General features: G+C 44.9%; 11 protein-coding genes. 2 read left to right on the plus strand and 9 right to left on the minus strand.

Features of this window, described 5'->3' with window-relative positions; genetic code table 11:
* The first annotated feature begins 4 nt into the window (after positions 1 to 4).
* On the plus strand, positions 5 to 652 hold the full coding sequence (locus tag ACTUJY_RS08610) for an MBL fold metallo-hydrolase (protein WP_463615694.1): 648 nt from the start codon (positions 5 to 7) through the stop codon (positions 650 to 652).
* Between the two features lie 30 nt (positions 653 to 682).
* On the opposite strand, the gene ACTUJY_RS08615 is transcribed toward ACTUJY_RS08610, so the two are convergent.
* The 8 genes from ACTUJY_RS08615 to ACTUJY_RS08650 all read right to left on the minus strand — a co-directional run bounded on the left by ACTUJY_RS08615 (position 683) and on the right by ACTUJY_RS08650 (position 12,228).
* Positions 683 to 1,465 (minus strand): DUF481 domain-containing protein, encoded by a 783-nt coding sequence (locus ACTUJY_RS08615; RefSeq protein WP_463615673.1) that lies wholly within the window; start codon positions 1,463 to 1,465, stop codon positions 683 to 685.
* Between the two features lie 136 nt (positions 1,466 to 1,601).
* Complete coding sequence (locus tag ACTUJY_RS08620; protein ID WP_463615674.1) at positions 1,602 to 3,944, minus strand: carbohydrate binding family 9 domain-containing protein; 2,343 nt, start codon at positions 3,942 to 3,944, stop codon at positions 1,602 to 1,604.
* A 98-nt stretch (positions 3,945 to 4,042) separates the two neighbouring features.
* A complete protein-coding gene (gene ilvD / locus ACTUJY_RS08625; protein WP_463615675.1) occupies positions 4,043 to 5,872 on the minus strand; it encodes a dihydroxy-acid dehydratase in 1,830 nt (609 codons plus the stop codon).
* A gap of 227 nt (positions 5,873 to 6,099) precedes the next feature.
* A complete protein-coding gene (locus ACTUJY_RS08630) occupies positions 6,100 to 7,059 on the minus strand; it encodes a branched-chain amino acid transaminase (RefSeq protein ID WP_463615676.1) in 960 nt (319 codons plus the stop codon).
* Positions 7,040 to 8,686, minus strand: a complete 1,647-nt coding sequence (gene cimA / locus ACTUJY_RS08635; RefSeq protein ID WP_463615677.1) for a citramalate synthase — start codon at positions 8,684 to 8,686, stop codon at positions 7,040 to 7,042. Before cimA ends, ACTUJY_RS08630 begins: the two co-directional genes overlap by 20 nt.
* Positions 8,670 to 8,924: an acetolactate synthase 2 small subunit gene (gene ilvM / locus ACTUJY_RS08640; RefSeq protein WP_463615678.1), complete on the minus strand. Its 255-nt coding sequence runs from the start codon at positions 8,922 to 8,924 to the stop codon at positions 8,670 to 8,672. Before ilvM ends, cimA begins: the two co-directional genes overlap by 17 nt.
* Positions 8,921 to 10,591, minus strand: coding sequence for an acetolactate synthase 2 catalytic subunit (ilvG, locus tag ACTUJY_RS08645; RefSeq protein WP_463615679.1), 1,671 nt, complete (start codon positions 10,589 to 10,591; stop codon positions 8,921 to 8,923). Before ilvG ends, ilvM begins: the two co-directional genes overlap by 4 nt.
* A gap of 413 nt (positions 10,592 to 11,004) precedes the next feature.
* The gene (locus tag ACTUJY_RS08650; RefSeq protein ID WP_463615680.1) at positions 11,005 to 12,228 is read right to left on the minus strand and encodes a choice-of-anchor H family protein; all 1,224 of its coding nucleotides are present in this window, start codon (positions 12,226 to 12,228) and stop codon (positions 11,005 to 11,007) included.
* A gap of 179 nt (positions 12,229 to 12,407) precedes the next feature.
* Between ACTUJY_RS08650 and ACTUJY_RS08655 the strand changes: the two genes are divergently transcribed.
* Complete coding sequence (locus ACTUJY_RS08655) at positions 12,408 to 14,387, plus strand: cation:proton antiporter domain-containing protein (RefSeq protein WP_463615681.1); 1,980 nt, start codon at positions 12,408 to 12,410, stop codon at positions 14,385 to 14,387.
* Between the two features lie 35 nt (positions 14,388 to 14,422).
* Here ACTUJY_RS08655 and ACTUJY_RS08660 read toward each other — a convergent pair whose 3' ends face one another.
* Positions 14,423 to 14,881 (minus strand): tellurite resistance TerB family protein, encoded by a 459-nt coding sequence (locus tag ACTUJY_RS08660; protein WP_463615682.1) that lies wholly within the window; start codon positions 14,879 to 14,881, stop codon positions 14,423 to 14,425.
* Positions 14,882 to 14,912 lie beyond the last annotated feature (31 nt).

Consider the following 14,912-nt stretch of genomic DNA (forward strand, 5'->3'; position numbering starts at 1 on the left):
CATGTTGAAATTTAAAATAATTCCAGTTACACCCTTTCAGCAAAATTGCAGTTTGGTGTGGTGCGACGAAACACTTGACGCAGCGGTGATTGATCCTGGAGGCGATCTGCCCAAACTAAGACAAGCTATCGCTGAACAACAAGTGATCGTTAAGCAAATTTTACAAACCCACGCCCATATCGATCACGCGGGAGCCACGGCTCAATTGGCCAAAGAGATGCAGTTACCCATTATTGGTCCGCATCAGGAAGATAATTTCTGGATTCAATTACTTCCTCAAGTCAGCCAACAGTATGGCTTTCCACCAGCTGAATCGTTCACCCCCAATCAATGGTTGCATGATGGTGATACCGTCACGATTGGCAACGAAACGCTCGAAGTTTATCACTGCCCAGGCCACACGCCAGGGCATGTTGTGTTTTATCACCGTGCCAGTAACCACGCTTGGGTTGGCGATGTCCTTTTCAATGGCTCCATTGGACGCACAGACTTTCCACGCGGAGATTTCGATACGTTGATTAAAAGTATTAAAAGTAAATTATGGCCATTAGGCAATGAGGTTGCCTTTGTTTCTGGGCACGGTCCAATGTCGACCTTTGGGCGTGAGCGCGAGAGTAATCCTTTTGTCAAAGATACAGTAGGTGCGGAATAAACACCGCACCTTTTTATTTCGGCTATTGAATTATAAAAAGTTATACACCAAGTTGATGGTTGTTTTCGCATCCGTTTTCTTAGTACCGGCGGCAATAGCGGCAGGCTCTAACTTTGTCGTGTGGATGGCTTCATAACCCACACTTAAAGCCATTGCACTATTGATATTCACGTTTAACGCTGTTATGGATTTATAAATATCAAAGTCTTTGCCCAACTCTGCCACCAACTCCTGCGAAAAGCTCGCATTGTCAGATACTTTCGAAGAATACTTTCCAGCCAATCGAGTGACTTCTTCTTCCGTCGTTTCAAACTCGTGCTTCGGTTGATATCGGCGCACACCATAACCAAATTCCGCGTGCAGGTTTTTCTCTTTACTTTTAATGAATGTTCGACCGTAACCTAAGGAAAAATTGGCAATATAGTCTTTGTCTGTGAAGTTTTCATCCGCATAATCAACTAACGCGTAAGCGTAAGACTTTTCGGTATACTTGTAGTCCGATTTAGAAAGAAAATAAGTACGATCGGCTGTTTCTTGAGTCACCTTGTCATTATTTTCATCCAACACCTGCGATTCGGCCTGATGGATCTCCAGTTTAAATTCCTGACGCCACTTTTCTTCTTCATACAAAAGGTTAATTTTTCCATTGGTTGAACTGGTGACAGTGTTACCCGTAGTATTTACGACGCCCAGTTCTGCTTTACCTGCCCAGACGGATTCATCGGACGAGTTTGTGTCTGAGTTTTCAGCCTTAGAAACTTTCGGTATTAAGCAAAGGAGCAATATCGCTACGGTAATCAAATTTTTTGTCATGGACTTTCCAATAAAACGGTCAATTTGGCGAGATTCTATCAAATTTCATTTCGCATACAACAGCCATTCTCGAAATATGGCTTACAATTTAATGCTTCACAGTACAATGAATCAATAAACGTCTAAATTTTTTGGCTTACATTTGAAAAGCATAACTGAACTTGGCAAAAAACGTTCGGCTGTCCGCTTCCACACGGCTTAACGATTCATCTTGGTAACCGTGCGATGAATAACCCAAAAACACCAAGGACTGTGGGTTCAATTTATAGGAGTAGACCACTTGCAACGCTTTATCTTTATAAACGCTCTCGGGCTCCTGTGTTTGATATTGTGAGATATCGCTCACCACTCGGTATCGCCCCCGATAAAGCTCAGAGTTACGCTCCAAATCCAGATATTGGAAAGAAGCTTTTAAAAGGTGCCGCAAATTAAACTGGTAGGAGAAACGAAAGTCGGTCAATCGCGCCTGAAAAAGTTCACCTCCGTCAACATCAAGCCAGTTTTTCACAAATCGCACACTCGCTCGAATGTTGGCATTAGGCCGCCATTCAATTTCGGGGTTCAGTTCACGCACTTGCCCTAACTGCACATTGTAAACATCCGCCTGCTTACCCGCTTTAACTCGCATTCCCAAGTAAAGTTCTGCATAGGGTCTAAAAAATGCGCCTGCTATATAATAAGTTTCGTAAAAATAATCTTCCAGTTCAAACGGATGAAATTCAGGCTGATAGTCAGGTGCATCGGTGTCGGTTCCTGTCGGTACAAACTCCAATTCAAACCGATTAGCGAAAAGTCGCTCGCGACGCACGCCACCGATCCAACCTTTAAACTGTTTTTGCCCTTCAAAGTTAATCCACAACTCCACTTCTTCTTCGAGCTTTTTACCGTTTTGATCATCGGTTTTGTCGTAATCACTGTAAATATTAATATGAGTAAAAAAGGAGCGGCTATCAGAATACCAATTGCGTTGACCACCAAAACCTGACTTTTTGTAATTTACGAGTGAAATAAAGCCCAAGTCGGCACGAAAGTCTTCACCAAAATTGGCATGACTAGCAAACCAATGCCAATCGCGTTCACGGTGTTCGTAATTCACTGTAAAGGCTTTGTCTCGCTGGTTTTGAGGGGTGTCACTTTCAATCGGGTTTAAAGTATCCGTGTCAATATATTGGATCTGAATCGAATCACTATCGGACAACCACCAACGTCCATCGATCGCCGCAATACGGTTCCGGTAGTCTTCGGCAGAGCGATACGTTAACAATGCACCTACCGAATGCTTTTCTCCAACATCCTGCCGCCAACGACCGATAAAAATGTCACTGCCCTGATTTTCAATTTCGTATAAGGATGAGCCCTGATTACCGGGAAGCAAATATTGAGTACGCGTGTCATCAGCCATTATAACGCCATACGAATGAACATCCGTTTTACCGGTCACCTTTATGCCATAATCCGGATCGGCAATATTACGTGTATGAACGAGTTGATTCGGCGTTTGAAAATAGTCAGCGCCATCCAGAAAAAAGGTTCGCTTCTCCGGAAAGAATAAAGAAAATTGAGTATTCACCGACAGTTGTGCGGCGTCCGCTTCCACTTGTGAAAAGTCAGGGTTAATGGTCGCATTCAAATATAAATCTTGATTCACACCCCACCGGATATCGGCCCCCATTTCGCTGTCGACACCCGTACTCGTCCAAGGCTCTGAAGACGAAGGGTTACGCCTTTCTTGTTCCAACAGCGTCAGTGTCGGGATCACATCAAAGTTATTCGAAGACGGAATGTTTCGAAATCCCGATATCTTCTCCAGTTGACAAAGGTCGCAAGCCGAACCGCGATTTCGCATCATACTGGAAAAGCGATGACGACTTTCTCGCGGATAAAAACGGATAAACTCAATACCCCAAATTTGATGTTTCAGACTGTCGTTAAAACGCAACGCTCGTAACGGTATCGCCATTTCTACCCGATACCCTTGTGCGTAAATTTTTCCGGCACTTTCCCAAATCGCATTCCAACTGGAATCTTCACTTCCATTGACATCATCGATGATGCTATCGGACTGCACGCCCAAAGGGTTAACAAAAAACTGATACGCACGCCGCTCGTCATTAAACGTATCGATCATGATGCTGACCTGATCGTCGTTCCAGGAATTGTCTCGGTCATTGTAAAAGGCTCGAATATCCTGAACGACAGGGTCAATTGCATCAAATGCAACGTAAAGATACTCCCCGTTTTCAAAATAGTAAGCATAAGTTTCAACCATAGGCTCGGTATTTTCACCGGGATAAGTTTCGTATTTTAATGTGAGCCTCTGTGCTTTTGCCCAAGCTTCGTCGGTGAGCAAACCATCCACTTTGATGCTCTGGTTAATATAAGGAATGTTGTACTCTGTCTTAGAGTGGTTGGCGTATGTCGATGAACACAATAAAGTCAACGCGGTAAAGGTTATAAGAAGTGTGAATATCGGACGCATTATTCAGTTCAAAATTGGAGAGACAGAAAATGCGCCCAGTCTAAATTGTTCAATTAAATGGAGCGAGCTAAAATTGTTTCTAAGTATTTCTTTGCGTTTCAATCACCAAGTAATCGAACGGCACCAATATCAGCACTAGCTGCCATACTGGCGTAAGCGCGTAACGCTCGCGAAACCGATCGCTCACGTTGCTTGGCTTGCCAAGGGATCCCAGACATTTGCTCTGTTTGACGACGGTCGTTTAGCTCATCTTCATTAAGCTCAAGCTCAATGCGTCTTTGTGGAATATTGATATCAATCCAGTCGCCGTCTTTTACCAGAGCAATGGTTCCTTGGTTGGCGGCTTCCGGTGAAACATGCCCGATGGATAATCCGGAAGTACCACCGGAAAAGCGACCATCGGTAATTAGCGCACAAACTTTATCCAGCCCCTTCGATTTTAAATAACTTGTTGGGTACAACATTTCCTGCATTCCAGGCCCGCCTTTGGGCCCTTCGTAGCGAATAACCACGACATCACCTGCCGTTATGCGATCATTTAAAATAGCATCGACGGCCGCATCTTGACTCTCAAACACCTTCGCTTTGCCGCGGAAATGCAAAATCGACTCATCAACGCCGGCTGTTTTGACAATACAGCCATTGGGTGCCAAATTACCGAACAAAACCGCTAATCCACCATCCTGACTGTAGGCGTGTTCGATACTTCGAATGCAGCCATTTTCTCGGTCCGCATCGACGCTATCAAAATAACAGTTTTGACTGAACGCTGTTTGCGTTGGAATACCAGCAGGTCCTGCGCTATAAAATTGTTGCGCTTGTTGTTGAGTTAAACTCCAACGTTTTATTTGCTGCAACATTGTGCTTCCGGAGACGGTCTGTTGATCCGTTGTCAGCAAATTCTTTTCGTGAAGCTGCTCGAGAATACTCATAATCCCTCCAGCTCGATGCACGTCTTCCATATGATACTGTTTAGAACTGGGAGCGACTTTACAAAGATGCGGTGTGCTACGGGATAACTTATCAACATCTTCCATTGTAAATGTCACTTCACCCTCATAAGCCGCTGCTAATAGATGCAACACAGTATTGGATGAACCGCCCATTGCAATATCCACTCGCATCGCGTTAACAAACGAGTTGCGGTTAGCTATGTTACGCGGCAAAACGGAATCATCTTCCTGCTCATAGTAACGTCGCGTAAGCTCAACAATTTGTCGCCCAGCCTGTTCAAACAAGGTTTTTCGCAACGCATGCGTCGCCAGCAAACTGCCGTTGCCGGGTAACGCCAAACCCAGCGCTTCGGTTAAACAGTTCATAGAGTTAGCAGTGAACATACCGGAGCACGATCCACAGGTAGGGCATGCACTTCGCTCTAACGTTGCGCAATCCTCATCGGAAACCGAATCATCCGCTGCGGCAACCATAGCATCGACCAGATCCAGTTTTAACTCTTTATCGGCTAAGCGTGTTTTACCGGCTTCCATGGGGCCACCTGATACAAAAATGGTAGGAATATTCAACCGCATCGCCGCCATTAACATGCCCGGAGTGATTTTGTCGCAATTGGAAATACACACCATGGCGTCGGCACAATGCGCATTGACCATATACTCTACTGAGTCAGCAATGAGCTCTCGCGAAGGCAAACTGTACAACATGCCGTCATGCCCCATGGCAATACCATCGTCCACAGCGATGGTATTAAACTCTTTTGCCACACCTCCATACTTTTCAATTTCACGCGCCACCAATTGCCCGAGATCTTTAAGATGAACATGACCTGGAACAAATTGCGTAAAAGAATTGCAAACAGCAATGATAGGTTTACCAAAATCGTCGTCTTTCATACCTGTTGCGCGCCAGAGCGCGCGAGCACCGGCCATATTGCGGCCGTGTGTGGATCGTCGTGATCGATAATGTGGCATAACATAAATCCGGTAGTTATTTTAGTTTCGAGTTTCGAGTTTCGAGTTTCGAGTTTCGAGTTTCGAGTTTCGAGTTTCGAGTTTCGAGTTTCGAGTTTCGAGTTTCGAGTTTCGAGTTTCGAGTTTCGAGTTTCGAGTTTCGAGTTTTCCAAGCTAAAATTTACAGCATACAAGTCAAGCACAATTTAATTGCTTTTGACTCGCCACTCGTAACTCGTAACTGATTATCAAGCTCTCTTACTCACCAATGCACAAGGTTCCTCCAGATAAATACGATCCAACCAGCCCCATTTGTCTTCAGTAGAACCATCGAACAATCCAAAGAACATTTTTTGCAACGTTTCAGTCACCGCTCCGCGACAACCGGCACCTACGATTTGACCATCAACACTTCGAACCGGCACAATTTCGGCAGCAGTCCCCGTCATAAACACTTCGTCTGCCAGATAAAGTGCTTCGCGAGCAATGTTCGCTTCGACAACTTTGTAGCCAGCCTCTTCAGCCAGAGTAATGACGGTATCTCTTGTTATTCCGGGCAATATGGCGGCGGATGCAGGCGGTGTATACAATTTTCCGTTTCGTAAAACAAAAATATTTTCGCCGCTGCCTTCACTGATATAGCCATTGGTATCGAGCGCAATCCCTTCCGCATACCCATGTCGCTTTGCCTCTTCGACGACCAGTTGTGACGACAAGTAATTACCACCGGCTTTAGCCGTCGTCGGTATCGTATTGGGAGCCACACGATTCCAACTGGAAACTCCCACATCCACACCTTGCGCTAAACTGTCTTCACCCAAATAGGCACCCCATTCAAAAGCAGCAACCGCAACTTCCACCGGATTTTCAAAAGGTAAAACACCGATAGACTTATAACCGCGAAAAGCGACCGGACGAATGTAAGAAGAACCCAAGCGATTTTCTGTGATCACGTCGCGACAAGCCTGCTCTAAAGACTCCAGAGAAAAAGGCAACTCCATTCGATATATTTTTGCCGAATCGAACAACCGCTTTACATGATCACGTAATCGAAAAATGGCCAAGCCGTTGGGCGTTTCATAACAACGAATACCTTCAAAGACAGAAGAGCCGTAGTGAATCGCATGACTTAACACATGCACTTTGGCGTCGTGCCAATGAATTAAATTACCGTTAAACCAGATTAAGTCAGGCTGCTTGATGGCCATGGGTTGCTCCTTCGTTTTGTGTCGATTGCGGTAGTTTGAACAGGTGTTCATTTTTTAAAATAAAAAATTCCAGTGAATCACAAAGCGCTTGTTGGCTGGCTTCAATTATGCTTGGAGAACAGCCAATGGTATTCCAGACTTGTTCCTGATAATTGGCCTCGATCCAAACGTGTGTATTCGCGCCAGTTGCCGCTTCAGGGTTTAAAATGCGCACTTTGTAGTCGGATAATTTGCTAAGCTTTAGTTGCGGCCAAAAGCGATGCAGAGCATCTTTTAATGCTCGATCGATGGCTTCTACTGGGCCACGACCTTCGCCAGCAGCCCAAACACTTTGCTTACCAACCAAAACTTTAACTGACGCATGATGTAGCCCCGGCTCCTGACCACGCTTCAAACTGTGAACCGATAACTCTTCAACCGAAAATGGTTTCACATAATTGTTGCGCATTTTTCGCAAGAGCAGTTCTAACGAAGCATCGCCTTCTTCAAACTGAAAGCCCGCTTTTTCTTTGTTTTTAATGACTGATAATGCAGTTGATAAATCATCAACCGGATACTGAAACGCATCGGCTTTTTGTTGCAAGTTACTGCGACCCGCTTGATTTGAAACCAAAATATGCCGTTGATTACCAACTGAATCCGGTGCAACGTGTTCATAGCTGTGACTGAATTTACGTACGGCGGATGCGTGTAATCCGGCTTTGTGTGCAAACGCCGAGTTACCCACATAAGGAGCGAAAGGATCCGGAGTACGATTACATCGCCCCGCCACGCTGCGCGAAAGCTCGGTCAATCGAGCCAATTGTTTATCACTCACTAACGAATAATTCTTTTTTAACTGCAAGGTCGGCAACAATGAAATCAAATTGGTATTACCGCAGCGCTCTCCATAGCCGTTTATCGTTCCTTGTACCATCCAGGCGCCCGCTTCAACCGCAGCAAGTGCATTAGCCACCGCCAACTCACAATCGTTATGGGCATGAATACCCAATTTGCAGTGAAATGTTTTTTTCAACTTCAGTACAGTAGCGTGTATGTCGGATGGCAAACATCCACCGTTAGTATCACATAAAACCAATCCATCCGCTCCGGCGTCTAACGCCGCCTGTAGACACCGTTCGGATGTTTCTGAGTCATCAGAGTAACCATCAAAAAAATGCTCAGCATCAACCCAAACTTCGCGACCTTGCTGTTTACAAAATGCGACCGAATCAAAAATCATGCGACAGTTTTCTTCAATAGAGGTGTTAAGCACCTGCTCAATATGGAAGCGTGAAGACTTAGCCACTAAAGTGACAACAGGCGCGTCGGCCGCTAATAATTTTTTCAGTTGTTCGTCGTCTTTGGCTTGAACATTTGGCTTACAGGTTGCACCAAAAGAAACTAACTTTGCTTGTCGCAAAGGCTTTTGTTTTAAGTGTTGGTAAAACTCGTCATCGGTTGGGTTCGCGCCTGGCCAACCGGCTTCAATATAGTGCACACCAAACTCATCCAACATGCGGGCAATGGCAAGCTTGTCCGTCACCGAAAATCGAATACCCTGCATTTGCGAGCCATCACGCAATGTCGTGTCGTACAATACAAGAGACAGAGCCTTTTGCTTATTGTTTTCAAGCGGATTGTGCATAACTGACTCCATCCAATACATTGAGATGCGTAACATCGAACAACTTATCCAACTGTCGCGTCAGTAGTGGTAAGCTGCGGTTACTGGAAACTCGCAGCGTGACATCGAACTGTGCGCATTCTGGAATTTCCATAACGTTCATTCCAGTAATGTGAAAGCCTCGGTGTCTAATTGTTCGTAACACTCGCTCCAAACTGGCGTGTTGATTACTCAATTGCATATGGATCAGAGCTTTCATGATGGGGTGTCCTCTAACATTTCCGAATTTGCTGCACCAGGTGGAACCAGTGGCCAAACGTTTTCCCGACTGCTGATACAAACATGCAATAAGCAAGGGCCAGTTTGCTTCTGTAACCATTTGATGGCTTGCGACTCTTCAGATTGATGGGTGATTCTTTTTGCCGGAATACCAAAAGATTGAGCAACCGCGACAAAATCGGGATTATCGGATAGATCGATTTCGCTAAATCGCTCAGCAAAAAATAATTGTTGCCATTGCCGTACCATGCCGAGGCTTTGGTTATCGATCAAAACAATTTTTACCGGTAACTGGTATCGATTCAGCGTCATCAACTCCTGCAAATTCATCGCAAAAGATCCATCGCCACACACGTTAACGACGCAGGTATTCGGCTCTGCCAGCTGAGCGCCAATTGCAGCCGGTAAACCATACCCCATGGTGCCTAACCCACCCGAAGATAAATGACGCGAACTGTTATCGAACTGACAATGCTGTGCCACCCACATTTGGTGCTGCCCAACGTCACAACTGATAACACAGTTAGACGGTAATGCTTTCGTTAATGCATTTAAAAACCTTGGTGCATAAATTCCGGCACCGGGTGCATCGTAACGCCAAGCATAATTTTTTTTGTTTTCAAGACAACTTTCTCGCCACTCTTCGATATCCAAACTCGAAATTTGATCACACAATTGTTGAAGCGAACGTTTCACGTCACCTTCAACGGCAACATGAACCTGTCGTAACTTATCGATCTCGGCCGGATCAATATCAAATTGAATCACCTTGGCATTGGGCGCAAATTTTTCCAGGTTGCCGGTCGCACGATCATCAAAACGAGCACCTAGTGCAATCAGTAGGTCACAACTTTGCACAGCAAGGTTCGCCGCTTTCAATCCGTGCATACCTAACATACCTAAAAAGAACTCATCATCGCCACAGCTACCAATACCTTTCAACGTAGAAACCGAAGGCACGCGCCACCGCCTTAATAATTGACGCAACTCTTCTTCTGCTTTTGAAATGCCTACACCACCACCAACATAAACGAGAGGTCGCTTCGCTTTTAAAATGAGATGTTTAGCACAGCTCAAATCGGTCATATCCATTAACACCGACTCGCTTTCTACCAACGTGAATTCACTGGGTGAAAACGGCGCAAATTGAACGTCTTTTGGTACGTCAATCAATACTGGTCCAGGTCGGCCACTGATTGCCAGGTGCATCGCTTCGTTCAAAATTTGCGGCAATTGCGTTACCGACTCCACCAAATAGCTGTGTTTAACTACGGGCAGCGTCACACCCAAAATATCGATTTCCTGAAACGCATCTGTACCAATTAACGGACTCGCAACTTGTCCTGTAATGGCTAGCATGGGCACCGAGTCCATATAGGCATTCGCCAGCCCGGTCACCAGATTTGTAGCTCCAGGGCCAGAAGTTGCAAGACACACACCCAACTTACCTGAAACGCGAGCAAACCCATCGGCTGCCAGCGCGGCGCCCTGCTCATGTCGACACAAAATATGACGCAATGAGCTGCCAACCAGCGCGTCATACACCGGCATAATGGCACCACCCGGATAACCAAAAATGGTTTGTACACCCGACTGGCTCAATGCCTTTACGATGTATTCAGCCCCTGTTATCGTTTCAATGCTCATAAGCGTTTATTACGACCTTTATAATTTCAAAAAACGCGAACCCATGAAAACAAAAAACCCCCGAATCTTTCGATGCGGGGGTTTTTACATTCTGCTACTTTTTTAGTGCTATAACAGACCCCGCGTTGCTCTAATGAGCACCACAATAATCACGTTAATAATCACTAAAATTGAGTTTTGCATAAATTAAACTTTGCTTGCGGTTACTTTACTTTTAATCAAAAAATGAGTTACTGCAAATTGCAGCACGTCTCCAGTTGTTTGACTTTATAAGTGATGAGAAAAAATGAGAAATACGTTTTGGTTATATGGATAATTTGAGCTTAATGGAATACGAATTTATACCACTCACACTTAAGTAAAAACAATGACTCTAAAAAAATACCTAAACATCCGTGTTTAGGTGTTACACACTACTTACGAACGTTGCGATACATTCCGATGCCTAACACAAGCATCATTACGAAACTCCAGCTTCCTCCTCCACTTTCATAACTGGAGCTACTGCCATGTCCGTGGCTGGAGCCAGAACCCGAGCCAGCACCCGAGTCGTACCCATCATCGTAATCTAAAGACTCAAGGGGAACCCCATTCAGTGCATAAAACTCGTTGTAGGTTTCAACCAGTCGCTCATTGGAATAGGCATCACGAATGATAATTTTGAAATCATAGTGACCACTTGGGTAACCGGATTGCCACTCAAACTCCAAATGTTGTGTGTCAAGCGTAGAGTCTCCTTCCAAGGTAAAGTCAGCGGTCGAATATTCGAACTCCCACTCACGATCTTCGTTCAAAAAGTAAATTTCGGCGTAAACATCAGAGCTTGCGTAGTCGGAATCGACATCAAAAGAAACAGCGAACCGACTGTAATAACCATCGTTGTCTACATCATCAAGCAAGTCTGTGCTGATGTCATAAAACCAGAAGCCCGAACCGTAATTGCTTTCATACGATCGGTCCTCCAGAGGCAACCAATGCAAATCCACATCATCGTAGGAACTGTAAGTGGCGACGATGCCCTCGTAACCGTATTCGTAAAGATCAATGAGAATATCGTAGTCACCGGTGGGATAATCGAAATTCAATACCGTTGTGACGTGGTAGTCGTCTGTTGAATCCGAGCCATTAATCTCAAACACATCGGTAGTATGGTACAACTCCCATGGGCCTTCGTTACGACTGATATACATACGAGCATACACTTCAGCCCAGCTAAAAACGGTGTCTGCATCAAAGCTAATACGGAATTCGCTGTAGTAGCCATCACCATCGATATCATCAAGTAAATAACTGCGAGCATCGTAAATTTCAAAGTTATGTGATTTGATTGAGGTTACGGGTGATTGCTCGCGTTTGGTCCGAACAACACTTGAAATCGGCTTTCTGTTTTTTTCGACATTTTTTTGCACATTTGCGGAGAGTTCCTTAATGATTTTTGCCTGAGATTGACGTTTTGCAGAGCGCTCAACATAGTTTGTAGCAAGCTCAGCAGATTTTTCACTGCGCCCGTCAGTACTAACGCTTGCAACTACTCCAGACCGCAGTGTGTCTACTGTACTTGGTTTCTGCGATTGGCCCATTACCGTTGCCGAAAACAGTAAGGATGTCATGGTTAAAATCAGTGTTTTCTGTTTCATATTCGATTTCCTTTTAATCACCATAACGGCCATTAAACGAAAACCAAACTGAATTGTTGCTGAACCTTGCATTGCTGAAACTACGGGTTGCTACCGATCTCCTTAAAAGTGTCTAAACTTAAGAAATACAAAGAAAAAACGTCAACTCGATCAACCAGTAAGTAGGAACCTTCAACCGAATGCAGCATTCTCTGTACGCACAGCTATTGGTAACACTGGCCAGCAGTGTGCTTTTGGTTGCACTTTTTCGACGATACAAATTACCCACTATTTTGGCCTACCTAATGGTTGGGCTCGCGCTCGGTCAAATGGGACTCGAATTTTTTGGCCCCGACTCCAACGCTCACATCATTGCAGAGATTGGGGTGGTGTTTATGTTGTTTACGCTGGGGCTTGAGTTTTCCTTGCCCCGTGTGGTCGCTATGCGAACTCAGGTTCTGGTATTGGGAACCTTTCAGGTATTGTTGTGTACTTTGGTATTTGTCGCGATCCAGATGATGTTTTCCATTGATACATCGATTGCCTTGGTAATTGGTGCAGCCCTCGCCATGTCCTCTACCGCCATAGTGACCAAGCAACTGAATGAACAGCAAGAAGTCAATAAACGACATGGAATTTTATCCATCGCCACCTTGCTGTTTCAAGATATGGCCGCCGTTCCACTCTTAATTTTGGTACCCATTTTGGCGACTGCCAATACCGAAATGATCGCCACTTCCGTGTCGATAGCTCTGTTAAAAGGCGTCGGCGCGTTTCTTGTGATTATCACCGCAGGCAAGTGGTTACTGCCACGTTTGTTCCATGAAGTGGCGGCGTCGCACAGCGATGAGTTATTCGTCATGACGAGCCTTACAGTAGCTCTGGTTGCCTCCTGGTTTACCCACTGGTTGGGTTTATCTATGGCTCTCGGAGCATTTTTGGCCGGTATGCTTTTGGCCGAATCTCAATTTAAAAATCAGATTGAAACCGAGATACGACCATTTCGCGATATCCTTTTGGGGCTGTTTTTTATCACCATTGGCACCCTAATTAATATTGAAACATTGGTCGCACACTGGGGCCTCATATTTTTGCTGTTACTGGCCTTCATAGCTATAAAACTGGTGCTAGTCATGGCGATTGCTTTGGCGATGAAAGAAAAACTGGAAGACACCTTTAAAGCCGGATTAATTCTCGCCCAAGCGGGTGAACTGGGGTTCGTTTTAATCGGTATCGCCCGCCAGCAAGCCATCATCGATGAACATCTCGCCTCAATCATTCTCTCGGTAGGTGTGCTGAGTATGTTCGCTTCGCCTTTTATGATCCGCTATTCCGGAGATATTACGCGTCGACTTTTCGGCGTTCGGCAACAGGCAAAAGAACAAAGCCAAGCTAAGCAACTGATTGCCGAAGCAGTTAAAGACTTCTCTATGCATGTGATCATTTGTGGCTTTGGCCGAAATGGACAAACCATCAAACGCTTTCTGGATCGACTGGGAATCACTTCGGTCGTGCTGGATCTGGATCCGAAACGAGTTCGGGAAGCCTCTACTGCTGGAGAGGCCATCTACTACGGAGATGCAACCCGACGCAGTATTCTACACGCGGCCGGAATCGAAAACGCGAGGCTGGTGGTGATTACCTTCGATAATAAGAAAGCCACTTTGGATTTGCTGGCTATCACCCGCCTGTATTATCCGCAAGTCCCAGTTATGGTTCGTACCAAAGACGACAGCAACATGGAAACCTATTTACGAGTCGGTGCCAGCCAAGTGATTCCGGAATCGCTGGAGTCCTGCCTGATGTTGGTGGGTCAGGTGCTCTACACATTGGGCTTACCGTTGAAAAAAATTATCGATGAAATTCAGCAGGTTCGTGACGACCGCTATCATTTACTGCAAAGCTTCTTTCATGGTGAGTCGTCGGATTTAATGCGTGTCCTTCAAACACATCATGAACAATTGCATGCGGTTGTTTTAACGGGTAATGCTTTTGCTATTGGCCGTGCCATAAATCAAATCAAGCTTCCAGAACGCATCTATATTGAAGCAGTCAAACGTGGCAAACAGTCGTATACACCACCCGATCGCAATTTTTTATTACATCTGGGAGATATCGTTTTATTATCGGGTGATCCGGACAGCATTGAGCATGCCGAGAATATTTTATTTAGCGGATAAACATACCCGAAGCAATTGAGTTTCAGCTATAGTCTCTATTCCATTGAGTGAACTTCGGCCAATTTGGCTTGTATGTACTCGCTGTGACGTAAATGCAATAAATCAGAGATACGACGAATAAGATGCTCTTCATAGGCGTGCACTTTTCCATCCGCCAAAGCGACTTTCCATAGTAATCGTATCAAACGCACTTTTTGCTCAAGTTGGTAATGCTCATTGAGTATTCGGGTAAACTCGTGAAAGTCAGTTGCAAATAAAGCTTTATCGGTTGCAATTTCGTATAAATCTTTTGCATCTTCTTCAGTCAAATCGAATTCTTGTTTTAACAATAACAAGATTTGCTCTTGCTCTTCGTCTTTAATTTCAAAGTCCATTTTCATCACTTCAATCATTAACACGGCAGCCGCCACTCGCAGAGAGTGCTCAACTTGCTCCGGTGTGGCACTTTCAATTTGTAAATGCTTTTCAAAAAACGCTTTTAATTTATCTAACATGATACAACTGCTATGCTTTGTTCAGACCATT

It is taken from the genome of Pleionea sp. WD8-19 (assembly GCF_055326765.1).